This window comes from Paraburkholderia caffeinilytica (assembly GCF_046030355.1).
Classification (GTDB): domain Bacteria; phylum Pseudomonadota; class Gammaproteobacteria; order Burkholderiales; family Burkholderiaceae; genus Paraburkholderia; species Paraburkholderia caffeinilytica_B.
Window position 1 is genome coordinate 181,415 of sequence record NZ_JAQQCQ010000005.1, and the last position, 26,441, is coordinate 207,855.

Consider the following 26,441-nt stretch of genomic DNA (forward strand, 5'->3'; position numbering starts at 1 on the left):
CCTGATGTGCTTTGGCAGCGAACTCTCCGCACGTCCAGAACGGGTTGCCGATCGTCTCACGCCGAAGGCCGTCGGCATTCGTTTTTGAGATGTTGCGGAAAAAATGCACGACCGGCAACCAGACAGATACATGAAATTCCGCTGTATGGAGAATGATCTGGAGGTATTCGCGGCATTTCGCGGCCAGCAGGTTTACGGATCGTTCCCCACATGGGGCATGCGGTCCCATGTTGAGTATCGCGACTCCTGCGCGGCGGCATTGAGAAGTTCTACGAACGATATGATGAACAGAAGGAAAGCTAGGTGGAACGGGACACTCGGGACCTGGAAAATAGCGCGGTCGACTGTGAAGATGTTAAGAGCCTAGTCCCAGGACTTGTGCGTGGGCTCAGGCTTCTCGCTGAATTTTCCCTGACGGAACCCGTTATCACGGCATCTGAAATAGGCCGGCGTTTTGCCATTCCGCGCAGCACTGTCTATCGACTTTTAAAAACGCTTGAATCGTCGGGTTTTCTCGAGCGTGCAAGCCGCGGGCACGATTATCGTCTCGGCATTGCAGCACAGCATCTAGGCTTTACATACTTAAAGTCGCTCCCGCTTACGAACCTCGGCTCGCCGCTCATCGAGCGTCTGCGAGACAGAACGGGGTCGACAACCCATCTTGTGATGCGCGATACAAGAGAGATTGTGTATGTCGCGCGTGCGGACGGGCAGTCTCCGATGCTCGGCGAGTGGCGGGTAAATCTCGGTACCCGTCTGCCGGCCCATTTGACCACACAAGGTCATATTCTACTGGGCGACCTCAGTTTCGATGAGTTGTCAGCGCTATACGACGGCATGACGCTGCAGCGTTTTCCTGACTACACGCCGTTCAGTGTGGATGAGTTGTACCACCAGGTGATGATGATAGCTCGCCGCGGGTACGGAGTCGACAAGTCGTTTTTTGATCACGGCGTTTTATCCATATCGGCTCCGGTTACATGCTCGGGGCGGCGGATCATCGCCGTTATTTCAGCGACGATCGCACATGCGCAGTTTGATGACGAACCGATGGACAACGGGTTTGTCGAGGATGTTGTGGCAACGGCAAACGAACTGTCCAGGCAACTCGGCTCTGACTTGACGATTGCGAGAGAGAATGCGCCGCAAAGCGCTCGCGGGACGGTCTGTGGTTTTTAAGGGCGCGGTGGGGGGAGGTTGCAATCCCAATAAGCTTTCGCGTGTGTTCGTGAGGTACTCCCGTCGATGTGTCACTTGCTACCTGGCTTGCGATGTTCCGCTTTAATACGGTATGCGAAACGTTGCTAAATTGATCGCGCTAGCATCCGACATGTCTCGTATGTCGCGGCTACATCAAAGTTATTCTTCGTCGCCTCCTGGAGCCGGCCCCTCCGGCTTCATTCGGTGCGACGAGCGACGCCCAGTACTTCAGCCGGGGTCGATTGATGAGGCGTAGTGTCGAGGTGCGCGTAGGGTTAACCAGCTATTCAAATATGGAATCAAGTTTCCGTTTCTTTCGATTGGATAGATATCGCCGAAGACCTTAAAGTCCGCTCACTCCTGCAGAACAACAGAGCGAACCAAGAGGGGATTTCATGAAGCTGCTGCGCTACGGCCCTGCCGGAGGCGAACGCCCCGGAATGATCGATATCCATGGGCAATTGCGCGATCTGTCCGCGCACATTCAGGATCTGAACGGTAGCGTGCTGGCGCCCGCTTCGCTGGCTGCACTCGCCGCTCTCGATCCGGCCAGCCTGCCGGTAGTCGACGGCTCGCCGCGCCTTGGCGCTTGCGTGGGCCAGGTCGGCAAGATGATCTGCGTCGGGCTGAACTACTCCGACCACGCTGCCGAATCCGGTATGGCCGTTCCGAACGAACCGGTGTTGTTCTTCAAGGCGACCAGCGCCATTTGCGGGCCGAATGACGCGGTGGAGATTCCGCCCGGCGCTCAGAAGGTGGACTGGGAGGTCGAGCTCGGCGTGGTCATTGGCACTGCCGCTCGCTATGTGTCCAAGGCCGATGCGCTGAACCATGTGGCCGGCTACTGCGTCGTCAACGATGTCTCCGAGCGCGCCTACCAATTGGAGCGCGGCGGCCAATGGGACAAGGGCAAGGGTTGCGACACCTTCGGCCCGCTGGGCCCCTGGTTGGTGACACGCGATGAAGTGCCCGACGCGCAGGCGCTGGACATGTGGCTGGAAGTGGACGGTGTGCGGCGCCAAAACGGCTCCACGAAAACAATGATCTTTGATGTGCCCACGCTGGTGTCCTACATCAGCCAGTTCATGAGCTTGCAGCCGGGTGACGTGATCTCCACCGGCACGCCGCCGGGCGTGGGAATGGGCCAGAAGCCAGCCCCGATCTATCTGCGTGAGGGTCAGGTGATGCGCCTAGGCATCAGCGGCCTGGGCGAGCAGCGCCAGGTCACCATCGCAGCCGACACCGGAGTCACGGCATGAACCAGCTTGACATGAAGGGGCGCGCTGTTGTCATCACTGGAGGGGCTCAGGGTATCGGTTATGCCGTCGCACGTCGGATGCTGGAGTCCGGCGCCGCAGTGGCGTTGTGGGACATTAACCAGCCCCAGCTTGCCAGTGCTTTGCAATCCTTATCAGCGTACGGAACAGTCGTGACGCAGGCTGTGGATCTGACCGATGAAACCTCGGTGGACGCCGCCACGCGAGCCACGCTTGAAAAACTCGGTGCTATTGACGCGCTCGTCAACAGCGCCGGCATCACCGGCGGCAATGGTACGACATGGGAACTGCCGGTCGACGTCTGGCGCCGGGTGATTGAGGTAAATCTGATCGGGAGCTACCTGACCTGTCGCAGTGTGGTGCCGCACATGATTGCCGCTGGCTACGGCCGCATCGTCAACATCGCGTCTGTGGCCGGCAAGGAAGGCAACCCCAACGCCTCCCACTACAGTGCTTCAAAGGCCGGCTTGATCGGCCTCACCAAGTCGCTGGCCAAGGAACTCGCCAGGAACGGTGTGCTGGTCAACGCCGTGACACCGGCGGCCGCGCGCACGCCGATCTTCGACTCAATGAAGCAGGAGCACATCGACTTCATGCTCTCGAAGATTCCGATGGGGCGCTTCTTGGAAGTGGCCGAGGCCGCTTCGATGATTAGCTGGCTGTGCACCGAGGACTGCGCCTTCAGCACCGGCGCGGTGTTCGATCTCTCCGGCGGCCGTGCCACTTACTGAACACTTCCATCATGTCCATGCCCACCATCAAGTATGTCCGCGCCTTCACGCTGCGCGGGGCCGGTGCCGACTATCACGACCAGGGCGAGGGCCACTGGATCGATGACCAGGTTTCCACGCCGATGTCCAAGTATCCCGAGTACCGCGGGAGCCGCCGCAGCTTCGGACTGAACGTGCTGGGCACGCTGGTGGTGGAAATCGAGGCCAGTGACGGCACGGTCGGCTTCTCGGTCACCACCGGCGGCGAGATCGGCTGCTGGATCGTCGAGAAGCACCTGGTCCGTTTTCTCGAAGGCCAGCCGGTCACGGCAATCGAAAAAATCTGGGATCAGATGTTCAACTCGAGCCTGTTTTACGGCCGGCGCGGCATCGTGCTCAACGTCATTTCCGGCGTGGATCTGGCCTTGTGGGATCTGCTGGGCAAGGTGCGCCAGGAGCCGGTGCATGCGCTGCTGGGCGGCCCGGTGCGCGACGAGCTGACTTTCTACGCTACTGGCGCGCGCCCTGATCTGGCTAGGCAGATGGGCTTCGTGGGCGGCAAGATGCCCTTGCAGCATGGGCCGGTCGAACGCGAGGAAGGTCTGGCGCGGAACCTCGAGAAATTGGCCGACATGCGCGCCAAGGTGGGTGCTGATTTCTGGCTCATGCTGGACGGCTGGATGAGCCTGGATGTGGACTACGCCACGCGGCTGGCCACTGCTGCCCGCCACGAATGCGGCATCAAATGGTTGGAGGAAGCCCTGCCCCCGGACGACTACTGGGGCTACGCTGAACTTCGCCGTAACGTGCCGCGCGGCATGCTTATCACCACTGGCGAACATGAGGCCACGCGCTGGGGATTCCGCATGCTGCTGGAGATGGGCTGCTGCGACATCCTGCAGCCAGATGTGGGCTGGTGCGGCGGCATCACCGAGCTGATCAAGATCTCGGCGCTGGCCGATGCGCACGGCAAGCTGGTCGTGCCGCACGGGTCCTCGGTCTATAGCTACCACTTCGTTATCACCCGGCAGAACAGCCCCTTCGCCGAGTTCCTGATGATGGCGCCCAAAGCCGACCAGGTCGTGCCGATGTTTCATCCGCAGTTGCTGGATGAGCCGGTGCCGGTCAACGGCCGGATGAAAGCCTCCGTGCTGGACAAACCCGGCTTTGGCGTGCGCCTGAACCCGGATTGCGCTCTGGTTCGCCCGTACTCGCATTGAGTTCCTATTCCACCCGAGCTGACGCCCCGATGACGCGGCGTGATCGAAAGAATATGGAAATGACTCGCCTGTAGATGTTTGTGAAACGACGCCAGAAAAAGATCAAACCATTCCAACAACCGGAGACACACGTGAAAACTGTCCAGTGGTTCGCCATTGCGATGAGCGCTCTTGCGCTCGTCGCCTGCAGCAAAACCGAAGCCAAGCCGCTGACCATCGGCGCCATCTATCTCGATGCCCAAGGCTTCTATGCCGGCGTGAGAGCCGGTGTCACCGATGGAATCGGCAGCAACGCCAAGCTTCTGGACACCAATGCGCAAGGCGACGTGGCCAAGGAAAGCCAGTTCGTCAGCACGCTGATCTCGACGCCGGTCAATGCCCTCATCATGTCGGCTGTCTCGCCAGCCGGTTCCCTGCGTGCCGTCGAGCAGGCGCACAAGGCGAACATTCCGGTCATTTGCTACAACACCTGTCTAAGCGCCGAAAAGACGAAGGAACTGGTCTATGCCTACGTCGTCGGCGACCCGTTCACTTCGGGTGAGAAGCTGGGCGAAGCCGCCGCGGCGTACTTCACGAGAGCTGGCGTCAAGGCACCCAGGATCGGTGTATTGAATTGCGAGTTCGTGGACGTCTGCGTGCAGCGCCGCAAGGGCTTCGAAGCCGCGTTGATCAAGCAGTTGCCGGGCGCGAAAGTCGTCGCCAACCAGGAAGGCACCACCGTCGACAAGGCCGTGACTACCGGCGAGAAGATGCTGATCGCAAACCCCGGGCTGGACGCCTTCCTGGGCGAATCGGGCGGCGCGACACTGGGTGCGGTCAAGGCGGTGAAGAACCAGAACAAGGTCGGCAAGACCGCCGTCTTCGGCTGGGACATGAGTGCCGAAGCTGCTAATGATCTGATCGACGGCACGGTGCTCAAGGGCGTGGCCGACATCTCCGGCAAGGCGCTGGGCAAGTTGGCCGCGCAGCAGGCGCTGGCCGCTACCCGCGGCGAAAAGCGCGCCGACGTGATAGTGCCCGCCAGCATCGACATGTACCTGAATGCTGACAGTGCCAAGGGCTGGCTGGGAACACATAAAGACGGTCTTCCTTAAGGATGCCGAACTGAATTGAGGCTGCGGAATGCCGCTGGGCAGGTTGCCAGAGAGCTTCCTGCCGACGCCACCGATTCGCGAACCGCACACCTTACCCAACCACCATGGCCGGCACAGTAAACCACATTCCCGGCTCGATCCCGCCCGCATCAAGCGATGTGGCGGAGATCGTGGCCGAGCTGACGAACGTCAGCAAGCGCTACGGCGCCCATGTCCTCGCGCTGAGCGGGGTGGATTTCTCGATCCGCAGCGGCGAGGTGCACGCGCTGCTAGGCAAGAACGGCGCAGGAAAATCCACACTGATCCGCCTGCTGGCGGGCGCCGAGCTGCCATCCGAAGGCACAGTCAAGCTGGCGGGAAAGCTGCTCACCAGTCAGGGCGCGGCCCGCGCGCAGGAGGGGGCACAGCGGGGCGTACGGGTGGTTCACCAGGAGCTGAGCCTGGTGCCGAACATGAGCGTGGCCGAGAACATGTTCCTGGGCGAATGGCCGCTGCAGTCGCTGGGCGCCCGTCCCGTTGCAGGCCTGATCGATCATCGGTACATGCGCCAGGCAGCCACGGATGCCCTCGTGCAGCTGGGGCTGGATATCCAGGCCGATGAACTCGTCAGCCGCCTGTCGCCCGCGCAATGCCAACTGGTCGAGATTGCCCGCGCCATGATGGGGCAGCCCCGGCTGGTGATCCTGGACGAACCGACCAGTTCGCTGGCCGCACATGAGGTGGAGCTGGTTTTCGAGGCTGTGCGTCGTGTCGCAGCGCAGGGCACAGCGGTGATCTATGTCAGCCACCGTATGAAGGAGATCCGCCAGATCGCTCAAAGCGCCACCGTCATCCGCGATGGTCGCATCGTTCGTTCAGTGGCTCTCGCCGGCGCCGATACGCAAGACATCATTCGCCACATGCTAGGCCATGACGAGCAGCAAGCGGCGGCGCTGAACTACAAGCCGGATCCCCGTGTGGTGCTGTCCGCGCGCAATGTAGCGGCTGCGCCCAAGCTTAGCCAGGTCAGCCTGGACCTGCACCATGGCGAGGTACTCGGCATCGCCGGCCTGCTCGGCTCCGGTCGCACCGAGCTGCTCAAGGTGCTGGCCGGCCTTACGCCGAGTCCGGCGGCGGAGATCATGGTCAACCGCCGGCGAGTCGCGCGCCCGAACTTCGCGCGCATGCTGGCGCTGGGCGTAGCGCTCACGCCCGAGAACCGCAAGGCCGATGGCATCTTTCCGCTGCTGGGTGTCGATGAAAACACGGTGCTGACCGACACCGCCTCGGTCTCGAACCGTGGCGTGCTCTCCGCCACCAGGATCCGCGCCGCTACGCAAAGCATCATCGATCAGATGAGAGTGAAGACCAGCCACACCGGCACGCCGATCGGCACGCTCTCCGGCGGCAATCAGCAGAAGGTGGTGATCGGCCGCTGGATCCATGCCGGCAGCCAGATCTTGCTGCTGGACGAACCCACGCGCGGTGTGGACGTGGAGGCCAAGGAGCAGATCTACGCCATCGTTCGCCGGTTAGCAGCGCAGGGTAAAAGCGTGGTCTTCGTCTCCAGCGAGGTGGAGGAACTGCCCTTGGTCTGCGATCGCGTACTGATCCTGCGTGACGGCACGATCGCCCGCGAATTCACCGCCCCCCATCTGGACGCCGACGAGCTGATGGCCGCCTGCATTGGTTGAGGCAACACAGAAAAGCAACGAGCCCATGAAAATCATCAAACTCAATCTCAACGAGGTCGGCCTGTTCGGCATTATCTTGCTGCTGGTCGTCGGCCTCTCATTCTTCGCACCCGGCTTCACCTCAATCAACAACGCGGTCTCGATCCTGCGGGATGCCGCCAGCATCGGCATCGCCGCCTGGGGCATGACTTTGATCATCATCGCCGGCGAGATCGACGTGAGCGTGGGGCCGATGGTGGCCTTCGTGTCGACCGTGCTGGCCTTCATGCTCAAGGCGCACCTGCCGATGCCTCTGGCGCTCGCCCTGTCCGTGCTGCTGGGCGGTTTGCTTGGGGCGCTCGCGGGCGTGCTGCGCGCCTGGTTCGAGGTTCCGTCATTCATCGCTACCCTGGGCTTGTGGAGCGCCCTGCGTGGCCTGGGGCTGTACATGACCGACGCCCTGCCGATCTCCTACGGCAGCAGCAGCTTCATGGATTCGCTGGCCGATGAGATCGGTGTCGTCCCGACGGCCGCGGTAGTCATGTTCGTGCTGTTCGCGCTGTTCTGCTTCATCGCGAACAAGACCACCTTCGGCCGCAACGTCTTCGCCATCGGCGGCAACATCAACGCGGCCAAACTGTGCGGCATCAATGTAAAAGCCGCGCAGGTGAAGCTCTTCGTGATCGGCGGCATGCTCGCTGCGGTGACCGGCATTCTGCTGACCGCGCGCCTGGGTACAGGTAATGCGGGCGCGGCGCAGGGTCTTGAGTTCGACGTAATCGCCGCAGTCGTTGTCGGGGGCACCGCGCTGGCCGGGGGTAAGGGCTCGATGCTGGGCACGCTGCAGGGTGTTCTGGTCATCACGCTGATCGGCAATGGCCTGGTGCTGCTGGGCATCGACCCTTTCCTGCAGTACGTGGTGCGTGGCGTCATCATCGTGCTGGCCGTGCTCATCAACATCATGGCGCAGAAGAAAAAATGAACGGCTTCGCTAACGTCGCGAGCCAACTCGCAGGAGCGCGCACGTTTGCCGCCAACCCGCCCCGCAATTCGACCGTCGAACCGCGCGAGACTCCAGTCTCGCACCGGGCATCGTGGTGTTCCCGCGCCCGGACACGCTTGCAGTAACCGGGTTTATTTTTTGACAAAGGTATGGAGGAGAAAATGAAGAAAACTTTGCTAGCGGCTTCGTTGTTGTCGATCGGCGTAACGGCGTACGCACAGAGCAGCGTGACGTTATATGGGCGTCTCGACGCCGGCCTGGAATACGTCAGCGGACTTCCCAATAGTAGCTACACAGCATCAGCCAGTCGTTTCAGAGCCGAGAGCGGCGACTGGGGTACGAGCCTGTGGGGCTTGAAGGGCGTTGAAGACCTCGGTGGTGGCAACAAGGCACTGTTCCAGTTGGAAGGTGGCTTCAACGCGATGAACGGCCAGGGCCCGGGCAACAATGGCTTGTTCAATCGCTGGGCGACGGTGGGCCTGTCGAACGACCAGTTCGGCACGCTGCTCCTCGGCCGCGAGCTATTCATCTCGAACAACCTGTGGGACTTCGATCCGTTCGGCCAGTCGAACTGGTCGTCGGCGTCGTTGGCACGTGGCCGCAACTGGACGGTGTCGAGCAACAACATTTCGTATCAGTCGCCGAAGTTTGGTGGTTTTGACGTGGCCGGTCAGTATTCCTTATCGAACGCGACCGGTTGGAACGGTAACGGTACGACGCCACAAGGTCGCGAGGCCGGTCTGCAGCTGACGTACACCAACTCGCTGTTCCAGTTGCGTGGCATCTACGACGAAATCCGCAACCCGACGACCGGCAGCCTCGGCGACGTGACCAAAGGTAGCCCGGCCGGCCCGTTCGGCTACGGGCGTGAGTATTTCGCCGGCGCCAACGTCTTCCTCGGCCAGTTCAAGCTGCAGGCCGCCTACCAGGGCGTCCGTACTTCTGGCGAGGCAAATGTCCCGCTTGGCACGCCGACGACAACGGATCAGGAATGGGGTGGTATCACTTGGCAGGTGACGCCGGCGGCTGCGCTGATCGCGGCCGTGTATCACATCAACGCGAACAACGGTGCTGGCAACGCGACCAATTACACGGTTGGCGGTTCGTACAACCTGTCCAAACGCACGTTGCTCGACATCCAGGTCGCGTCGGTACGTAACAGCAAGACCGCTAACTTCGGTCTTGATGCCAACAACCCCGGACCTGGCGGCAATACCTCGGCCGGCTATAACGAAAACCCGCTGCCGGGCAAGAGCCAGACCGGCGTGTACGCAGGAATCCAGCACTCGTTCTAATCAAACGGTGCTGACCCGCAGCGCCGCATCGTCAGCTCATGGATCACCAGCACCGTGCAGGTGGAGAAATGCTGCCGTGACCTCGCCGAGGCGAGTGCACCGGTGGTCGCCACCCGGTGCGGTGAGCTGGTGATCCAGTTTCCGGATTGATTCAAGAAAAGAAATAGAGACCCCAATGAACGCGAAAGACCTGACCGCCAATTTGTCCGCCGACGTGCTCGTGATCGGCTCCGGCCCTTCCGGCGCCGTGTTCGCCAAGCGCGCGCACGAGGCGGGCTTGTCCGTTGTCTGCCTCGAGCAGGGTGAATGGGTGGACTACAACCTGGCCAACGCGGACAGGCCCGAATTCGAGCTGACCGCCTCGCGCGATTGGAACTACGTGCCGACGGTACGCAGGAATGTTGGCGACTATCCGATGTCTGTGGCCGACTCCGAGATCGTTCCGCTTTTCTGGAACGGCGTCGGCGGCTCGTCCATCTCCTGGGCCGCGAACTGGATGCGCAATCTGCCCAGCGATTTCCGTGTGCGTACACTCGATGGCGTGGCCGACGATTGGCCGATCAGCTACCAGGACCTGCTGCCGCATTACGAGCGGGTTGAACAGGAATTCTACGTATCTGGTGTCGGCGGAGACCCGATGTACCCAGGCCCCTTCGAACCGCCTTTGCCGCCGGCCGATCTGACCCGTGCCGGCCGCATCGTAGCCGAGACCCACAACAAGATGGGCTGGCACTGGTGGCCGGGCAGCAATGCCATTGCCACCGTGGCGCGCGGGAACATGAAACCCTGCCAGCAGCGCACCGCCTGCATGTGGGGCTGCATTGAATCGGCCAAGGCTTCGACCGATCGCACGCACTGGAAATCGCTGATCCAGGCCGGCGTGCAACTGGTGAGCGGCGCCCGCGTCACCCGGATCGAACTGAATGACAAGGGCGAGGCGCGCGGGGCGGTATTCGTCGATGTCAACCAGGTGGAGCGCTTCGCGAGCGCAAAGATCGTCGTGCTGGCGGCCAATGCGATCGGTACCGCGCGGATCCTCTTGTCCAGCCATGCGCCGGGTCATGAAAACGGGCTCGCCAACAGTTCGGGCCTGGTCGGCAAGCGCCTGATGTTGCACCCGACTGCGGCGGTGGTCGGTCTCTTCGATCAGCCGCTGGATACCTACCGCGGTGTCTGGGGCCAGCTGGCCTACTGCCTGCAATTCTACGAAACCAGCCAGGAGCGCGACTTCGTGCGCGGCTCCAAATGGAGCTTGCAGCCGACCGGCGGCCCGCTCTCCGCAGCCCGCCGTTGGCCGTGGGGCGATGCGCCGCTGTTCGGCGAGAATTTCCACGAGGAGTTCGGCCGGCGTTTCGGCCGCTCACTCTCCTGGGGCATCATCTGCGAAGACTTGCCGGACGAGCGCAACCACGTCTCGCTCGACCCGGAGAATCCCGACAGCAGCGGCATGGCCGGCGTCAAGATTCATTACGAAACCGGTGAGAACGCGAAACGCATGCTGAAGTTCATGACCGCCCGGGCGCAGGAGTCGCTGCAGGCGGCCGGCGCGTATCGCACCGTGGTCGCGCCGCAAAGCCGAGAGTCGGGTTGGCACATCCTCGGCACGGCCAAGATGGGCGCCGACTCCTCAAACAGCGTAGTCGACGCTTATGGTCGCTGCCACGACATCCCCAATCTGCGCATCGTCGACGGCAGCGTCTGGCCCACTTCGGCTGGCGTGAACCCGACCGCCACGATCGCTGCTTTTTCATCATGGAGCGCCCATCAGCTGGTGCGCTCGCTCTAAGCCGCCCGGAGAACTGGACATGATCCCGATTGTTTTGCAACCCGAAGAGGTCAAGCGCCTGACCGAACTGGCGGACCTGCTCATCCCCGCCGCGCAGGGGCACTTCTCCGCCAGCCAGGCCGGCATCGCCGGCCCGTTGCTGCGTAAGATCTACGAGTTGGCGCCCGAGCGTGTGCCCTTGCTACGCCAGGTGGTCGGCGCTTCGACGGGCGTGGATGCCCAGGCCGCACTCGATCGGCTCAAGGCCGCCAGCAGCCTCGAGTATGACGTGTTCTGCCAGACCGTTGCCGGCGCCTATTTCATGTCGCCCGAGGTGCGGCAGCAGATCAAGTACCCGGGCCGCGAGCCGGTGCCGGCGCGGGCGGATATCGCCGACATGGAAGACCTGCTGATGCCGGTGTTGGAAGCGGGCTTCGCACCTCGCGAGATCTGACGCCGCGTCGACGACAAGACCACGAAATCAGGAGACCCGAACCATGTTGCTTCAAGGCAAGTCCGTCATCGTTACCGGTGGCTCGCGCGGCATCGGCCGGGCGATTGCATTGGCTGTCTCCCGTCATGGCGCTGACGTAACCGTCGCCTACCGGCGCGACAGCGATGTCGGCTACACCTGTGCGGATGCCGGGCTTGAAGTCGTCGCAGAAATCCACGCGATGGGCCGGCGTGCCGTGGCAGTGGAGGGCAATATTGCCGATCCGGCCTATTCGCAGGCCGTGGTGGCCGCGGCCGTAGACAGCTTCGGCGGCGTCGACGTGGTGGCCAGCAATGCAGGCATCTGCCCCTTCCATGCCTTTCTGGATCTGCCGCCGGCGCTGTTGCAGCAGACTGTGGACATCAACCTCAATGGCGCCTTCTACATTACGCAAGCGGCAGCGAACCAGATGAAACAGCAAGGCCGCGGCGGTGCGATCGTCGCGACCAGTTCGATCTCGGCCTTGGTCGGCGGCAGCATGCAGACGCACTACACGCCGACCAAGGCCGGTGTGCATTCGCTCATGCAATCCTGCGCGATCGCGTTAGGACCACTGGGCATCCGCTGCAATTCGGTGATGCCCGGCGCGATCCTGACGGACATGAACCGCGACGATCTTTCTGCCCCGACCAAGCTCACCTACTTCAAGCAGCGCATCCCGCTGGGCCGCATCGGCCAGCCGGAAGACGTGGCCGACTGCGTGGTCTTCCTCGCTTCGGACATGGCCCGTTATGTTACTGGTGCCTCGTTGCTGGTCGACGGGGGCATGTTCGTCAATCTCCAATAAGGCTTTGAATCTCATGCCTACCACTGCGTTCCGCATGATCTTGAATCCTGGTATGCAGGCCGAGTACCAGCGTCGCCATGATGCGATTTGGCCCGAGCTGGTCGAGGCCCTGAAGGCCGCCGGTGCATGCGACTACTCGATCTTCCTCGACCCCGAGACCCACCATCTGTTTGCTGTGCTCAAACATCCCGAGCAACACGGCATGAACGCGTTGCCCGCGCTCGACGTGGTGCGCCGCTGGTGGGATCACATGGCTGACATCATGGCCACTGAGAGTGACCACACGCCGTGCATGACGCCGCTCACCCTGGTCTTCCATCTTCCATGACACGCGTGAAGATCATCGATCCCCATGTGCATGTGTTGGACCTCGCCAAACCACCGCTATTCGTGGATGGAAATCACGGGCGACGGCTTTGTCGGTGACAACCCGGCGATCAAAAAACCGCACGTTGTCGAAGGCGCTTCGGCCGATGAGGCTGAAGCGCCGTTTCCAATGGAGTAGCTGGGCCGACTCAGCCAAGCTCGCTAACGAGTTCCGGCACGACCGTGAACAGATCGCCCACCAGACCGTAATCGGCGACGCTGAAGATCGGCGCTTCCGCATCCTTGTTGATCACCACGATGACCTTCGAGTCTTTCATCCCGGCCAGATGCTGGATAGCACCCGAGATGCCGACCGCGACGTACAGTTGCGGTGCGACGATCTTGCCGGTCTGGCCGACCTGATAGTCGTTCGGCACAAAGCCTGCATCGACGGCTGCGCGCGATGCGCCCAGCGCGGCGTTCAGCTTGTCGGCCAGCGGTTCGAGAACCTTGGTGTAGTTCTCGCCGTTGCCCAGACCGCGGCCACCCGAGACGATAATCTTCGCCGACGTCAATTCCGGACGGTCCAGCTTCGTCACTTCACGGCTGACGAACTGCGACAGGCCAGTGTCGGCTGCGGCTTCGATCTTCTCGACTGAAGCGCTACCACCTTCTGCTGCGACTGCATCGAAACCGGTCGTGCGGACCGTGATGACCTTGATCGGGTCTTGAGATTGAACGGTAGCGATCGCGTTACCGGCGTAGATCGGACGCTCGAATGTATCCGGGCTATCGACTGCGGTGATGTCGCTGATCTGCGCGACATCCAGCTTCGCGGCGATGCGCGGGGCGATGTTCTTGCCGTAGGCCGTCGCCGGCGCGAAGATGTGTGTGTAGTCCTTCGCAATATTCAGCACCGTCGCTTCGACGTTTTCTGCCAGACCTGCTGCGAGTTGCGGCGCGTCAGCGAGCAGGACCTTCGAAACACCTGCGATCTTCGCTGCTGCATCCGCTGCGGCCTGCGCGTTGTGACCTGCGACCAGCACATGGATATCGCCACCAACCTTCTGCGCGGCTGCAATCGTGTTCAGCGTCGCGGCCTTGATCGACGCGTTATCGTGTTCTGCTATTACAAGACTCGTCATTTTTTTATCTCTCAGGTTCCAACTACAACACTTTAGCTTCGGTCTTCAACTTCTCGACCAGCGTCTTCACGTCCGGCACCTTCACACCGGCGGAGCGCTTGGGCGGCTCGACAACCTTCAGCGTCTTCAGGCGCGGCGTCACATCCACGCCGAGGTCTTCCGGCTTGATGACTTCCAGCGGCTTCTTCTTCGCCTTCATGATGTTCGGCAGCGTCACGTAGCGCGGCTCGTTAAGACGCAGGTCGGTGGTGACCACAGCCGGCAGCGACAGCGACAGCGTTTCAGCGCCGCCGTCCACTTCGCGTGAAACGGTGGCCTTACCGTCCGCCACGACAACCTTCGAGGCAAACGTGGCTTGCGGCAGATTCGCCAGCGCAGCCAGCATCTGACCGGTCTGGTTCGAATCGTCATCGATAGCCTGCTTGCCGAGGATGACCAGCCCAGGCTGTTCCTTGTCGACCAGCGCTTTGAGCAGCTTGGCCACCGCCAGCGGCTGCAGTTCTTCATTCGACTCGATCAGGATCGCGCGGTCCGCGCCGATCGCCAGCGCCGTGCGCAGCGTTTCCTGCGCCTGCGTCACACCCGCCGACACGGCGATCACTTCCGTCGCCACGCCCGCTTCACGCAGACGCACCGCTTCTTCAACCGCGATTTCATCGAACGGATTCATCGACATCTTCACGTTCGCGATGTCGACACCCGTGCCATCGGATTTCACGCCGACTTTCACATTCGCGTCGGCCACCCGCTTGACTGTCACAAGAATTTTCAAAACCACGCTCCTAAAAAGACAAGAATGAAGTTTGCTGTTTATCAGGCAGCATCTGTCACGAATGACCCTATCCGGTTAACGGTTGTGGCGAGAGGCATATGGCGCATGAGTCATCCGTCCGGCAAGTTCGTATAGCAATTGGGCGTCGATATTCCGAAGCGTTCGCTCCGGCGAGGACGTGGCGCAGCCGCTTCATGAAATCTTCTCGCAGTTCGCTGTGTTGTTCAGCAGGAGTGAGCGCACTTTAGGGTCTTCAGCGATATCTATCCAATCGAAAGAAACGGAAACTTGATTCCATATTTGAATAACTGGTTAGCGCTATGCCTTTGACACCACGCCTGATCAATCGGCTTCGGCTGAAGCACTGGGCCTTGCTCGTCGCGCTGAGTGAAACCGCCTCGCTGAACAAGGCAGCGGTGCAGATCAATGTGACTCAGCCCTCGGCCACGAAGATGCTGGCGGACATTGAAGACAGTTTCGGTTTCCCGCTGTTCGAGCGCCACGCGCGCGGCATGCATGTAACCGACATGGGCGCGGAGGTGGTGGCCTATGCACGCCAGACGCACGCCAGCCTGACACGTTTTCTTGAAGGCCTCGAAATCAAGCGTCAAGGAGGGTATGGACACCTCGTGTTTGGCGCCATCATGGGCGCCGCGCCGGACCTCGTGGCCCGTGCCGTTGCCGACATCAAACGCGAGCGACCTCGTTTGCATGTGCGCATCGTGGGCGAGACCAGCGACCAGATCGGCATACTCCTGGAGCGCCAGGAGATCGAACTAGCTGTCGGACGTTTCAGTGATCCGCAACAGCACAACAGGTTCAACTTCGAGGAACTGGCGGACGAGCCCATGCGGGCTGTTGTTCGGTGCGCGCATCCGCTACTGCGCCGGCGCGGTAAATTGGACTGGCAGGAACTGACGCGATGGCCCTGGGTGATGCAGCCCATCACCAGCCCGGTGCGGGTGCTTATGGAGGATGAATTCCGGCGGGCCGGCGTGTCGAGCCCGGGCGACATCATCGAGTGCACCTCGATCTTTGCGATCTTGCAGTTGGTGCAGTCGAGCGATGCGGTGGTGGTGCTGCCGGAATCGGTAGTACGCGACCACGTCAAGGCGAAGCTGCTCGTGACTCTACCGCTGGTTGTGGGCAGCGAGTTGAAGGCTTTCGGCTTGCTCACGCGCAAGGATGATCCGCTGTCGGAGGTGGGTGAGGCGTTCGTGAAATGCCTCAAGCGCAACGTCGAGCGCTAAGGTTTGAGGACTCCCGGGCCGGAACCTGAACGCCGAACGTTGCTGAACCGATTTTGTCAGCATGGGCACGACCGGGCATGCCACAGTAGAAAGGTATTCGTAATAATCAAGTGGGCACCGCATTGCTCAACAGCAAAAAGCGCTATTGTGGCGACTTGCTTCAGTAACACGAGGCGCGATAGAATCGCGCCTGCTCATTGGGGAGTAGCCGCCTCGAACGTCATGTTCGAGGGCGCACGTCAACATACTTGGCGAGTCGAGAGACCCGCTATGGCGTGCGCAGCCAAGTGCCTGGCCAGACCGATGACACGCATTCCGACCTAACCGGGTCGCCGGAATGCGCGTCATCGCGTTCTTTCGGCGCGGCCCGGGTATAACGTCCCATGCAATCCTTCCTTGTCTCGACCAGTGTGGTCGGCCTCGCCGAAATCGGTGATAAGACCCAACTGCTGTCCCTGGTATTGGCCGCGCGATATCGCAAGCCTATTCCCATCGTCCTTGGTGTGCTCGTTGCAACACTCATCAACCATGCAGCTTCTGGCGCACTCGGCGCGTGGCTCGCGAGCGTTCTGAGCCCTGGCATCCTGAATTGGGCCGTCGTCGCCTCATTTGCGGTGATGGCGGTGTGGATCCTCATTCCGGACAAGCTGGACGACGCCGACGCTGTATTGACGAAAAACTCGATGGGTGTGTTCGGCACAACCGCGCTGACCTTCTTTCTTGCCGAGATGGGCGATAAAACCCAGATCGTCACGATTGCCCTGGCTGCGCGCTTTCACGAGTTCTTCGGCGTCGTCGCGGGCACGACGCTCGGCATGATGCTGGCAAATGTGCCCGTCATTTACCTGGGACACAAATTCGCCGACCGCCTGCCAACCAAGGCAGTTCATATTCTGGCCGCCGTCATCTTCGTTGTTCTCGGTGGCCTCGCCCTCAGGACCGCGCTGTACCCGCAAGCGCATCCGTTGTTCTAGTTCGAGAAGGTTGCTTGATGTGTGCTTGGGGTGGCGCACCTCAAGCGCATAGACATCTCATGCTGGTGATCGGCGCGAACACGGTCGTGATTCGCTGCGGCACGTCGCGTCTTTTCGAGTGAGTGTTCTACGGATTTGTCCCGCCGTCCGTGTCCCGGATCTAATCCGCGCGACTACTATTCACGCTTCTATTCCGCGCACGGCGCGCTCCTATCACCGGGCTTTCGCATGAGTCTATTAATTCGTTTGCTGCTTTTGTTACTCGGCAGTCGCCGCCGGAGTCGGCTGCATGTGCTCGACACGTGTGTCACGCCTTTTCGCGTCTGGTTAAATGATCTCGACGTGTTGCTCCATATGAACAACGGTCGCTATTTCACGATCCTCGATCTGGCGCGCGTCGATCTGATGATGCGTAGCGGCCTATGGCGGCAATTGAAGGCACAGGGCTGGTATCCCGTCGTCACACTGGAAACCATGCGTTTTCACCGGTCGCTGGAGCTTGGCGATCGCTATAACGTCCAGACTCGCGTTATCGGTTGGGATGAAAAGCACATCTTCATCGAACAAGGGTTCGTGCGCGATGATGTGCAAGTCGCATTGGGCGTTGTGCGAGCGCGGTTCCTGAAGCGAAGCGGCGGCGTGGTGACGACTGCCGAGTTGCTGCAGATGTCGGGGATTACGCAGCCGTCGCCGGAGCTGCCTGGATGGGTGGCGAGGTGGAGTGAGGCTGAAGGAGGGATGGCGTTTTCGTAGTTTGCTTTTGGAATCAACCCCTGCTGAGTCGCGGCCGCTTGCGATTTTATGCATCGGAACGCGCTTTCGGTCACCACGCTTAGCCTCGTGATCGATGCAAGGTTTCACTTGGCAGCTCGCCGAATGCGTTGCGATACCGGTCAGAAAATCTGGAGAGGTGGCGAAATCCCCACCGGGACGCGACTTCCGTAACCGAACAACGGGATCCAGGTGTGAGCAGATCGCGCAAGGCGCCATTGAGTCGCACGTTCATGAACCACCTGCCCGGTGTCATGCCGACACTGCGTCGAAAAATCAGTTCGAGAGACCGGAGGCTATAACCATTACGCTGCGCAATTTCGGCGAGCGCGATATCGGTGTCTTCGCCTGCAATCAGAAGCTTTTCGCAAGCGAGTATCAGATGGTGATGCCGCTCTGCAGCAGCCGACCGTTCATATGCGGCACTTGCATCGACCAGCGCATCCACGTAACCAGCCAGCAGGGCTTGGGATATACCGCGCGCGAGCTCTGGCGCGATGCCGCCAGCCGGTTCTAGCAATCGAGCCAGAACCATGGCGTCATCGGAAAGGCGAGTCAGCGACGTCCGGCCGCCGCGCAGAAGCCTCACTGAGCCGGCTGATGCGCGGGGTAGTATGAGAGGACGCCCTGCACGGGCGACAGCGGCCATTTGAAGGCGCTCTTCCGAGACGGTGAAATTCACCCACCGGGACGCACCCACGGCGTGATAGAGGAGTTCTACGCCCGGCGGATAGACCTGAATCTCGTCCTCACCGATTGACGCAGTGTTATAGCGGGTTACTTCACTGCCTTGCGCCACGAACCCAATACAGACCGCATCGCGCGGCAGGCTGCCTTTTGCAATGACGGGGAAGTCATAGCAGCCCGTGTCAAGGCGAATGTCGCCAAGCGTCAGGCGTTGATGTTCCATGTTGGCTCGCTTCGAAGAGAGCAAGCGATGCTCGAAGCGCGCTCCATACACGACATCGAATGCCTGCGACGGCTCGAAGCCCGAGTACACATGCCGCAGATAAGTCGAGGAAAACTCCACACCAAAATCCTCCGCAAGGATTTCGCTTTTTGGATAGCGCCGCTTTCGTGCCACACCTATTCTAGGTCCAACGCGACGAAACCAGAACCGGGCGCACGGTTGAAAATTACCGTCCGGTCGAAGCGCAAATCCGCGCCTGCGGCACTGGCGCAATGCAAATACCAGCCCAAGGCGCGACTGCGGCGGAGTAGCTGGACGCTTCAGCCGGCCCAGAAGACAGAGTGAAGGATTTCGCGGAGGATATATGTCGAAAAGATATCAGCGTCGCGCGAACCTTATCGCAGTGCTCGTGGCTGCGATGCTCACATGCAACGCTCAAGCGCAAATGAGTCGCTACGATGCACTGGCTAACAGTGCAATGATCGAAAGCCGGCCGACGGCCGGAACTGCGAAGACGCTGAAGGATGAATTGCTCTTCCAGCGCGCGACACAGACGTATCTCTGGGCACTGCCGCTCATTAACACGCTTGGGATGAAGTACGGATCGGAAAACGCATTTGGCGCGGGCTACAACGTCTTGCCCGTATGGAAGAAGCGGCTGGATGCGAGGACGCTGGTGACCACGCCGAATTCCGACGTTATCTATGCGATGAACTACCTTGATCTCGGCAAGGATGGTCCGATGGTGTTCGAGGCGCCTGCTGGCCTGCAGGGCATCCTGCTCGACTTCTGGCAGCGTCCGATTGCCGGCCCGACGATCGACGGCAAGGCCTTCCAGGGCGACGTCGGTTTTGCCGGCCCGGATGACGGCAAGGGCGGCAAGTTTCTCATCTTGCCGCCCGGATATGACAAGCCGGTCCCGGATGGCTATTTCGTGTTCCACTCGGAGACCAACAACGTGTTCGTGTTTTTGCGTTCCTTCTATCAGGACCCGCACAATCTCGTGCCCGCAGTTGATCTGATCGAGCATGCAAAGATCTATCCGCTTGAAGCGAACGCGGCAGTCAAACCCATGCAGTTTCCCGATGCTTCGGGCGTTCCCGTCAATATGCTGCCCGTGACCGATGCTCGCGCGTTCGATCAACTCAAGACACTGGTCGACAGCGAAGGCAGTAACCTGGCAGATGCCGATTGGCTCGGCATGCTCGCGTCGATCGGCATCGTCAAGGGTCAACCGTTCAAACCCGACGCGCATACCCGCACGATCCTCGATCGAGCAGCGAAGACCGGCTACAAGACGAGCCGGGTGATCGGATTCGAGGATGCGGTCGGCGGTCGTTCATTTCTCGTGTATCCCGACCGCCGCTGGATCAATCCGATCGCGGACGGCACGCCGTCCAACCCGGGCGGAGCACTCGACCTCGCCTGGAACAGGGTGGCCGGACACTACCTCGATCTCGACGCCCGAATCTGGTTCTTCACGAACTACTATTCCATCAGCCCCGGCATGGTTTCGCAGACACCGGGCAAAGGCGCGAAGTATATGATCGCCTTCACCGACAGCAGCGGCACCCCGCTTTCCGGCTCAGCGACCTATACGCTGCATTTGCCACCCGATATTCCAGCGGCAAACTTCTGGTCGATCACGCTCTATGAAGCCTCGAACGGCTCCGGGCTCGCCAATGGTCAAGCATTCCCCTCGCTCGGGTTGCGCGACAAACCCATGCAGAACAGTGACGGCTCGACCGACCTTTATCTGGGACCCAGACCGCCCGAAGGGAAAAAAGGCAACTGGCTTGCGACGCCACCTGGCAAGGGCTATTTCGCGGTCCTCCGTCTCTATAGTCCTACCGAGGCGGCGATCGACAAAAGCTGGAAGCCCGGAAACCTGGAAAAGCTGCACTAACCCCCCAGACGGAGACCGGCCATGCGCGCCAACATCAAGCCTATCCGGGCGGCCTCGCTCGCTCTCATCGTCGCCATGGCGGTGGCTTCGCCCACCCTGACGGCCCAGCAGGTGCCATTGCCAACGACAGCTGCCGACGTCCCGGGCCCGGCGCCCGGGACCGCGCTGTCCGATGCCTACGTTCGCACAGTGGCGCGCATGGCCTACATATGGGGTTGGCCGCTGGTGAACTCGTTCAATCGCCGTGCGTCTTTCGCCAAGGCGCCTGAACCGGGGCTGAACGGCGGCGTGCTGCCTGTCGCGCCGACCGGACGCATCGCCATGCTGTCGGACTACATCAAGCCCGACCAGACCTTCGTCACCTGCACCAACCAGGATGTCGTCTACGGTGCCGGCTACCTCGCGCTCGACAAGCAACCGGTCGTGTTCCAGGTGCCTGATTTCGGCGACCGTTTCTGGGTCTACGCCCTTTACGATGCCCGTACCGACGAGTTCTCCAATATCGGCAAGGCCTATGGGACCAAGCCAGGTTTCTATCTGCTGGTGGGGCCGAACTGGAAGGGGGAGACACCGGCGGGCATCGCAGGAGTGATCCGTTCACCGACCGAATTCGCTTTCGCCGCTCCGCGCGTGTTCCGCGACGACACATCGGAAGACCTGAAGGCTGTACAGGTGGTGCTCAATCAGATCGATTTCTATCCGCTCGCCGAATTCGACGGAAAGACAAAGATCCGGGACTGGAGCAAGATTCCCAGCTTTCCGGTGCCCAAGCCGACAGGCAAGGGCGAGATGGCATGGGTGAACCCGAATACGTTCTTCGACCAGCTACCCGAGGTGATGAAGCTGGTTCCCCCGATGCCGGGCGAAGAGGCGCTCTACAAATGGATCAGCAGCGTGCTGGAGGCCTCGGCGCAGAATCCTCACATCAAGACACTCCTGCGGGAAAGCGCAGTGGCCGCAGATAAGGAAATGATCTCGCCGCTCTTTCAGTGGCGCTACAACGGTGCGCCGGCCGGCAACGGTTGGAATTCGCCGGTCAATAACGCGCAGTGGGGCACGGACTACCTGAATCGCGCGGCTACGGCGAAATCGAACATGTACGAGAACAAGCCGACCGAGACCAAGTACATCTACACGGACAACGATAGCGCTGGCCGGCCACTGCAGGGTAAGGACCTGTACACGATCACCTTCCCTAAGGGACAGGTGCCGCCGGTCAAGGGATTCTGGTCCGTCACGCTGTATGACGAGCACCATTTCTTCCATGCCAATCCGCTGCAACGGTACTCGCTCGGCACCAAGAGCAATGGACTGAAGACGAATGCCGACGGATCGTTGACGCTGTACGCCGGCGTGAAATCGCCTGGGAAGGACAAGGAGAGCAACTGGCTGCCCGCGCCGGCCGGGACGTTTTCGCTTTACATTCGCGCATACTGGCCGGAGCAGCCGATCCTCGATGGATCGTGGAAGCCGCCCATCGTGAGCCGCGTCCCGTAGCGCATGGTTCCTTTTGCGCCCAGCTCAACTCTGCGCTCGAAAACTGTCGTTATCGGAGCCTCGAGCGTAAAGCGAATCCCTCGTATGCATTGTCGAACTCAATGCAATGATCCGTTCGAAATCGCGTAGTCCGGTCGCCCCCGTTTTTCTCAGAATGGTGCGAATCTGGCTGCGTACCGTGTCGAGCGCTACGCGCCGTGTACGCGCGACATTTTCTGCTGTGATGCCGCCTGCCAGGGCGACCGCGACTTCCGCCTCAGAGCGCGTGAGTCCGAACAGATCGATAAGCAACCCGACGGGCGGCGACGATGGCCGGAGCAGGTGGCGCGTGAGCACGGTCGCCGCGCCGTGGACGACACTTGTGCCCATATTCGGCTGCGTTGATGGAGACAGGTGGCGCAGCGCGGGGCATACCAAAGCCGAAAGCATGTCGGAATCGCCCCGCAACGCGCCTGGACGCGTGTGGATCTGCATGCCGCCACCGGCGCCGCCGCGAGAGGCTGCACCCACCAGGCGGCAAAGCTGCGCGTTGTCGTCTGGATGATGCGCGAAAAGTCTGTATGCACCTGTGACGGGTCCGGGCCGGGACCGTGCCGAGGACAGCCCAGACTGCGAATCGCTTAATAACGCTGCGGCTTCCGCGTTGTTGTAGAGAATCCGCATTTCCCTGTCGACGACAATGACGCCAACCGGAAGGGCATCGAGTGCGCCGGCGCCAAGGCTGGATGTTGTGGGCGCGAGCCGGGCGCGCATCTGGAGCCCGCGCTGCAAATGCGGAAGCAATTGGGAGAGCGTTAGCTTGTCCTCCTCACCAAATGGCCGCGATGCCGCGTCCCGATGCAGTCCAAGCGGAATCACCTTCGACACGCTGATCAGGCCGCCGATCATGTAGCGTCGCGAGCTTCTGCGACCGAAGTCGTCGTAAAACTCGCTTTTCACATAGCTTGCGTCGGGAATAATCTCGTGACCGAGCCGGACGTCCCCCTGCCGACGCACGGTTTCCTCGACGGTCACCTCGCGCGCCGCTGCGCGATAGGGGTCGAGAAGAACGTATTTGGATGCGTATTCTTCGTCATACGAATCGTGACGCATCAGAAGGTTGCCTGGCGTGCCAACGCCATCCGCCAACCATAGCGTTGCACGTTGTGCCTCCATCAGCGTCATCAGTTTGCCACCAAGATCCTGCCAGCTCGCACCTTCGTCGAGTGCGGCAGCATAGATCAGATCGACAGCTTCCAGGAGTTCGTTGCGTCGCAAGGGAGGCTCCGTGTGTGGAGGCCATTCAGCGTGACCGTCACCACTTCTGGTGATGGCAAAGCACGCTCAATATTACACACTTCATTTGATTCCCACCCAGTTAAGACCATGCCTCGAATTACAGGTTGGAAGTAACCGCTATGCGGCGCAACGTCTGGTGTTTGGCATCGTGCGGGTTGGGACGAACAGGGTTTCCGAAGTGTGCGGCAGCGAACAGATCGGCGAATAAAAACCCACAGTGAAGTTCGTCGGTTAGTCATCCCCAACAAAGCAAACAGCGCGTGAAGGAGAGACACCATGTCCCAGGATGCGGCACAACTTCGCAAACCGGCAACAAGGTCTCGATCGGGCATGATCGCGCTGACGGTTGTTGCGTTGTCGTCGATCCTTTTAGCGCATGGTTGCCATACCGACATTGATACCGGTCCCATTCTCGTGCAGCAGACGAAACTGGACGGAAATTGCTTTACGAAGTTCGCGGTCAGCCTGCCGGTATTCGGACCGGCAGGTTCAATACCGCGCGTGGATGCGGCAGCTCACCCCAACCTTACCGTCACCATGACGGAGACCGATCAGCAGGTGCTGCCACCAGGGTCCTACGCTCAATGCGGCTCGGGTGTCACGTTGGGTCAGACCCGCGTGTGGGCCTACCAGACTGCGGATTCCAGCACAGGCGCAGTGCTTGGTCCGGCCCACTGGCCAGCGGTCACCATCGTGGCCCAACGCGGCGTCGCCACTCAGGCCACCTACGTTAACAAGCTGCCGAGCTTCGATCCGGCGCATCCCAATGGTCCTGGATTGGTGCAAGGAGAACTGCCATTCGATCAGACCGTGCACTGGGCCGATCCGTTGAAGAGCGGCTGCGCGATGGAGATGCAGAAATCGAGCGCTACGCCGTCATGTAACGAAAATTACATCGGTCCCGTTCCCGCCACCGTCCACTTGCATGGCGCTGAAATTCCTGCCGCCTACGACGGCGATCCGGAATCGTGGTTCACGCCAAACGGGTTGAAAGGCGCGGATTTCCACACGATCGGCAACCCCGCTCCCGGCACGGCAGTCTATGAATATCCAAATTCGCAGGAACCCGGCACGCTATGGTTCCATGATCATGCTCTGGGTGTCACGCGTCTGAATGTCTATGCGGGGCTTGCGGGTTTCTATTTTCTCAAGGACCCCAACACAGAGCCGCAAGGATATCCCAGCGGTCCCGACGAAATCGAAATGGCAGTACAGGATCGCATGTTCGACACACATGGCCAGCTCTACCTGCCCATTCAACAGCCTTCCCTTAATCATCCATTCTGGAGTCCAATTTTCGAGGGCGATGTCGCAGTCGTGAATGGAGCGGCCTTCCCTTATTTGAACGTCGAGCCGCGACGCTACCGCCTGCATATCCTGAACGGCAGCCTGAATCGCGGGTTTACATTTGTCTTCGGCAACGCGCCCGTTTATCTGGTCGGGGCAGACGACAATTACTTCGACAAACCTGTTCCTCTTGCGGCTTCTTCGGGCGGTACTTCCGGGGGCCTGCCAGTGTCGCCGGGTGAGCGGGCCGACATCATCGTCGACTTCTCGAACTTTGCCGGTCAGACTATCGAGCTGACCAATTCGCAACCCGGCCAGGATGTTCAACTGCCCGATATCATGCAATTCCGGGTGGCGGCGTCGACATCGACGCCTGATACCAGTTGCGATCCCGCAAACCCGAACGCGGCGTCTGGGCTCTGCGCCCGGAAAAACCCGTTGGTTCACCTGACCGATGGAAATGGCAATGTGCTATCCGGAGTGAAAATCGATCGGGTCAGGCAGATGGTTCTTTACGATCACGTCGAGAAGTCCGGCGGCCCCGTTCCAACGGATATCAAGGAGTATGTCAATAACACCACGTGGAATGGCCTGGAGTCGCCGGCCATTGCTCGCGATTTTCCGAGCGATGGCATCAGCGAATTGCCACGCGTGGGGTCGACAGAAATGTGGGAAATCCTTTATCTGTCGACGATGGCCGGGGCCAGCCATCCGGTTCACCTCCATCTGACGCAGTTCCAGGTTCTCAATCGTCAGGCCGTCAACACCGCTCAATATCTGGCGGACTGGAATAAAGCCTTCGGTGCGGCAGGCAGTAACTCCGCGCCCCTTCCCGATGGATGCACTGCGGGTACGTATTGCGCCGATTATGGCCCTCCACTGGACTACTCAACGCCCAATAAAGACGGTGCGCTTGGCGGCAATCTTCCCTTCAGTGGCTATCTGCAAGGCGCCACCATAGCGCCAACGTCTGGAGAATCGGGTTGGAAGGACACCGCGGATGCGCATGCGGGGCAGGTCCTTAGAATTCTCGTGCGATGGACACCTTCGAGCGTTCCTGTCACCGCCAACCAATCCGACGCGGGACGCAACCTGTACGAATTCGACCCGACGCTGGGCTACTACGTCTGGCACTGTCACGTTCTCACTCACGAAGACAATGAGATGATGCGGCCGTATCGCGTGACGAATTGAAAGTGGATTGATCGGTACTCCGTTTTATCGGCACGTTTGAAGTTGCGCTCTTATCAGGTTCATGGTCCTGGAGGGGCAGCAAGCATTGTTGCCGAACATTCTGCTGGAGGTCCCGCGAACATGAATCGTCTAACGGGTTATCTGCCAGTCGCGGCGGTATTGTGCTTCCTTCCCGTCGCGGCATCCATTTGCACTCCGCTCAAAAACGAAGTGACGGTCTACATGTTGTCTTGCGATGGCGAACAGATCAACGGCGTCTGCCATGGCAAGGAGAAAACACACCTGCCTTTCACATACGAGGTGTCGGTCGATCAACATTCCGTGTCGTACTGGACGACGGCCGATCCGGGTATGCGACGTGAGCTTCCGTTCTGCGCAGTTCATGACACAAACAGCTGGCTGTGCCAATGGAGCAGCGAAGAGGTTCCGAAGATAAGGTTTGGGATGGTGTCCGGCAAATACGCGGAGATTGCAACCTGTATGACTGATGCAACCCACCGGCCTTTCTTTCAGGTATCCATGTGGCGTTGGTGGCTTGTACGGTTGAAGGAGGCGCTTTCCTGAAGGCGTCGTAGTAAAGCTGCCGTTGTGCGCACACGCTGGGTCAACTCCGAGCGGCAGTCGCGACGAATGACGCCCCTTGGCCGCGCGTTGT

At 60.5% G+C, this 26,441-nt stretch carries 23 protein-coding genes and 1 riboswitch; of the genes, 19 read left to right on the top strand and 4 right to left on the bottom strand.

Annotated features, from left to right (window positions below):
• The first annotated feature begins 303 nt into the window (after positions 1-303).
• The 12 genes from PQQ95_RS09975 to rhaM all read left to right on the top strand — a co-directional run bounded on the left by PQQ95_RS09975 (position 304) and on the right by rhaM (position 12,824).
• Positions 304-1,179: an IclR family transcriptional regulator gene (locus tag PQQ95_RS09975; RefSeq protein ID WP_408437220.1), complete on the top strand. Its 876-nt coding sequence runs from the start codon at positions 304-306 to the stop codon at positions 1,177-1,179.
• Positions 1,180-1,595: 416 nt separating this feature from the next.
• Positions 1,596-2,459, top strand: coding sequence for a fumarylacetoacetate hydrolase family protein (locus PQQ95_RS09980; protein ID WP_408437221.1), 864 nt, complete (start codon positions 1,596-1,598; stop codon positions 2,457-2,459).
• On the top strand, positions 2,456-3,208 hold the full coding sequence (locus tag PQQ95_RS09985; RefSeq protein ID WP_408437222.1) for an SDR family NAD(P)-dependent oxidoreductase: 753 nt from the start codon (positions 2,456-2,458) through the stop codon (positions 3,206-3,208). Before PQQ95_RS09980 ends, PQQ95_RS09985 begins: the two co-directional genes overlap by 4 nt.
• Positions 3,209-3,219: 11 nt before the next feature.
• Positions 3,220-4,407 (top strand): L-rhamnonate dehydratase, encoded by a 1,188-nt coding sequence (rhmD, locus tag PQQ95_RS09990; protein ID WP_408437223.1) that lies wholly within the window; start codon positions 3,220-3,222, stop codon positions 4,405-4,407.
• Between the two features lie 74 nt (positions 4,408-4,481).
• Positions 4,482-5,501: a substrate-binding domain-containing protein gene (locus tag PQQ95_RS09995; RefSeq protein ID WP_408437224.1), complete on the top strand. Its 1,020-nt coding sequence runs from the start codon at positions 4,482-4,484 to the stop codon at positions 5,499-5,501.
• Between the two features lie 104 nt (positions 5,502-5,605).
• Positions 5,606-7,174, top strand: a complete 1,569-nt coding sequence (locus tag PQQ95_RS10000; protein ID WP_408437225.1) for a sugar ABC transporter ATP-binding protein — start codon at positions 5,606-5,608, stop codon at positions 7,172-7,174.
• A gap of 25 nt (positions 7,175-7,199) precedes the next feature.
• The gene (locus PQQ95_RS10005) at positions 7,200-8,135 is read left to right on the top strand and encodes an ABC transporter permease (RefSeq protein ID WP_408437226.1); all 936 of its coding nucleotides are present in this window, start codon (positions 7,200-7,202) and stop codon (positions 8,133-8,135) included.
• Between the two features lie 182 nt (positions 8,136-8,317).
• A complete protein-coding gene (locus PQQ95_RS10010) occupies positions 8,318-9,451 on the top strand; it encodes a porin (protein WP_408437227.1) in 1,134 nt (377 codons plus the stop codon).
• Between the two features lie 175 nt (positions 9,452-9,626).
• Positions 9,627-11,237, top strand: coding sequence for a GMC family oxidoreductase (locus PQQ95_RS10015; protein WP_408437228.1), 1,611 nt, complete (start codon positions 9,627-9,629; stop codon positions 11,235-11,237).
• 19 nt (positions 11,238-11,256) lie between these two features.
• Positions 11,257-11,670: a hypothetical protein gene (locus PQQ95_RS10020; protein ID WP_408437229.1), complete on the top strand. Its 414-nt coding sequence runs from the start codon at positions 11,257-11,259 to the stop codon at positions 11,668-11,670.
• Positions 11,671-11,713: 43 nt separating this feature from the next.
• Positions 11,714-12,496 carry an L-rhamnose 1-dehydrogenase Lra1 gene (gene lra1 / locus PQQ95_RS10025; protein ID WP_408437230.1) on the top strand — a complete coding sequence of 261 codons (783 nt, stop codon included), beginning with the start codon at positions 11,714-11,716 and terminating at the stop codon, positions 12,494-12,496.
• Positions 12,497-12,509: 13 nt separating this feature from the next.
• The gene (rhaM, locus tag PQQ95_RS10030; protein ID WP_408437231.1) at positions 12,510-12,824 is read left to right on the top strand and encodes an L-rhamnose mutarotase; all 315 of its coding nucleotides are present in this window, start codon (positions 12,510-12,512) and stop codon (positions 12,822-12,824) included.
• Positions 12,825-13,011: 187 nt separating this feature from the next.
• Here rhaM and PQQ95_RS10035 read toward each other — a convergent pair whose 3' ends face one another.
• Together PQQ95_RS10035 and PQQ95_RS10040 are read right to left on the bottom strand one after the other, a co-directional pair.
• The gene (locus PQQ95_RS10035; protein WP_408437232.1) at positions 13,012-13,947 is read right to left on the bottom strand and encodes an electron transfer flavoprotein subunit alpha/FixB family protein; all 936 of its coding nucleotides are present in this window, start codon (positions 13,945-13,947) and stop codon (positions 13,012-13,014) included.
• 22 nt (positions 13,948-13,969) lie between these two features.
• Positions 13,970-14,719: an electron transfer flavoprotein subunit beta/FixA family protein gene (locus PQQ95_RS10040; RefSeq protein ID WP_408437233.1), complete on the bottom strand. Its 750-nt coding sequence runs from the start codon at positions 14,717-14,719 to the stop codon at positions 13,970-13,972.
• 320 nt (positions 14,720-15,039) lie between these two features.
• On the opposite strand from PQQ95_RS10040, the gene PQQ95_RS10045 reads away from it, so the two are divergent.
• From PQQ95_RS10045 to PQQ95_RS10055, 3 genes are all read left to right on the top strand, one after another.
• A complete protein-coding gene (locus tag PQQ95_RS10045; protein ID WP_408437234.1) occupies positions 15,040-15,969 on the top strand; it encodes a LysR substrate-binding domain-containing protein in 930 nt (309 codons plus the stop codon).
• A gap of 187 nt (positions 15,970-16,156) precedes the next feature.
• Positions 16,157-16,337, top strand: a riboswitch (yybP-ykoY riboswitch).
• A 15-nt stretch (positions 16,338-16,352) separates the two neighbouring features.
• On the top strand, positions 16,353-16,943 hold the full coding sequence (locus PQQ95_RS10050; protein ID WP_408437235.1) for a TMEM165/GDT1 family protein: 591 nt from the start codon (positions 16,353-16,355) through the stop codon (positions 16,941-16,943).
• A gap of 228 nt (positions 16,944-17,171) precedes the next feature.
• Positions 17,172-17,696, top strand: coding sequence for a thioesterase family protein (locus tag PQQ95_RS10055; RefSeq protein WP_408437456.1), 525 nt, complete (start codon positions 17,172-17,174; stop codon positions 17,694-17,696).
• 79 nt (positions 17,697-17,775) lie between these two features.
• Here PQQ95_RS10055 and PQQ95_RS10060 read toward each other — a convergent pair whose 3' ends face one another.
• Positions 17,776-18,798 (bottom strand): helix-turn-helix transcriptional regulator, encoded by a 1,023-nt coding sequence (locus tag PQQ95_RS10060; protein WP_408437236.1) that lies wholly within the window; start codon positions 18,796-18,798, stop codon positions 17,776-17,778.
• A gap of 271 nt (positions 18,799-19,069) precedes the next feature.
• Between PQQ95_RS10060 and PQQ95_RS10065 the strand changes: the two genes are divergently transcribed.
• Positions 19,070-20,530: a DUF1254 domain-containing protein gene (locus tag PQQ95_RS10065; protein ID WP_408437237.1), complete on the top strand. Its 1,461-nt coding sequence runs from the start codon at positions 19,070-19,072 to the stop codon at positions 20,528-20,530.
• 21 nt (positions 20,531-20,551) lie between these two features.
• On the top strand, positions 20,552-22,027 hold the full coding sequence (locus tag PQQ95_RS10070) for a DUF1254 domain-containing protein (protein ID WP_408437238.1): 1,476 nt from the start codon (positions 20,552-20,554) through the stop codon (positions 22,025-22,027).
• Positions 22,028-22,051: 24 nt separating this feature from the next.
• Here PQQ95_RS10070 and PQQ95_RS10075 read toward each other — a convergent pair whose 3' ends face one another.
• The gene (locus PQQ95_RS10075; protein WP_408437239.1) at positions 22,052-23,041 is read right to left on the bottom strand and encodes a hypothetical protein; all 990 of its coding nucleotides are present in this window, start codon (positions 23,039-23,041) and stop codon (positions 22,052-22,054) included.
• A 540-nt stretch (positions 23,042-23,581) separates the two neighbouring features.
• Here PQQ95_RS10075 and PQQ95_RS10080 point away from each other — a divergent pair.
• On the top strand, positions 23,582-25,786 hold the full coding sequence (locus PQQ95_RS10080; RefSeq protein ID WP_408437240.1) for a multicopper oxidase family protein: 2,205 nt from the start codon (positions 23,582-23,584) through the stop codon (positions 25,784-25,786).
• 120 nt (positions 25,787-25,906) lie between these two features.
• Positions 25,907-26,350 (top strand): hypothetical protein, encoded by a 444-nt coding sequence (locus PQQ95_RS10085; protein ID WP_408437241.1) that lies wholly within the window; start codon positions 25,907-25,909, stop codon positions 26,348-26,350.
• Positions 26,351-26,441 lie beyond the last annotated feature (91 nt).

Bases quoted from the DNA above. Each gene is read 5' to 3' on its own strand.
- PQQ95_RS09980 (WP_408437221.1), top strand. From the start codon at position 1,596: ATGAAGCTGCTGCGCTACGGCCCTGCCGGAGGCGAACGCCCCGGAATG.
- PQQ95_RS09985 (WP_408437222.1), top strand. From the start codon at position 2,456: ATGAACCAGCTTGACATGAAGGGGCGCGCTGTTGTCATCACTGGAGGG.
- rhmD (WP_408437223.1), top strand. From the start codon at position 3,220: ATGTCCATGCCCACCATCAAGTATGTCCGCGCCTTCACGCTGCGCGGG.
- PQQ95_RS09995 (WP_408437224.1), top strand. From the start codon at position 4,482: ATGTTTGTGAAACGACGCCAGAAAAAGATCAAACCATTCCAACAACCG.
- PQQ95_RS10000 (WP_408437225.1), top strand. From the start codon at position 5,606: ATGGCCGGCACAGTAAACCACATTCCCGGCTCGATCCCGCCCGCATCA.
- PQQ95_RS10005 (WP_408437226.1), top strand. From the start codon at position 7,200: ATGAAAATCATCAAACTCAATCTCAACGAGGTCGGCCTGTTCGGCATT.
- PQQ95_RS10010 (WP_408437227.1), top strand. From the start codon at position 8,318: ATGAAGAAAACTTTGCTAGCGGCTTCGTTGTTGTCGATCGGCGTAACG.
- PQQ95_RS10015 (WP_408437228.1), top strand. From the start codon at position 9,627: ATGAACGCGAAAGACCTGACCGCCAATTTGTCCGCCGACGTGCTCGTG.
- PQQ95_RS10020 (WP_408437229.1), top strand. From the start codon at position 11,257: ATGATCCCGATTGTTTTGCAACCCGAAGAGGTCAAGCGCCTGACCGAA.
- lra1 (WP_408437230.1), top strand. From the start codon at position 11,714: ATGTTGCTTCAAGGCAAGTCCGTCATCGTTACCGGTGGCTCGCGCGGC.
- rhaM (WP_408437231.1), top strand. From the start codon at position 12,510: ATGCCTACCACTGCGTTCCGCATGATCTTGAATCCTGGTATGCAGGCC.
- PQQ95_RS10035 (WP_408437232.1), bottom strand. From the start codon at position 13,947: ATGACGAGTCTTGTAATAGCAGAACACGATAACGCGTCGATCAAGGCC.
- PQQ95_RS10045 (WP_408437234.1), top strand. From the start codon at position 15,040: ATGCCTTTGACACCACGCCTGATCAATCGGCTTCGGCTGAAGCACTGG.
- PQQ95_RS10050 (WP_408437235.1), top strand. From the start codon at position 16,353: ATGCAATCCTTCCTTGTCTCGACCAGTGTGGTCGGCCTCGCCGAAATC.
- PQQ95_RS10055 (WP_408437456.1), top strand. From the start codon at position 17,172: ATGAGTCTATTAATTCGTTTGCTGCTTTTGTTACTCGGCAGTCGCCGC.
- PQQ95_RS10065 (WP_408437237.1), top strand. From the start codon at position 19,070: ATGAGTCGCTACGATGCACTGGCTAACAGTGCAATGATCGAAAGCCGG.
- PQQ95_RS10070 (WP_408437238.1), top strand. From the start codon at position 20,552: ATGCGCGCCAACATCAAGCCTATCCGGGCGGCCTCGCTCGCTCTCATC.
- PQQ95_RS10080 (WP_408437240.1), top strand. From the start codon at position 23,582: ATGTCCCAGGATGCGGCACAACTTCGCAAACCGGCAACAAGGTCTCGA.
- PQQ95_RS10085 (WP_408437241.1), top strand. From the start codon at position 25,907: ATGAATCGTCTAACGGGTTATCTGCCAGTCGCGGCGGTATTGTGCTTC.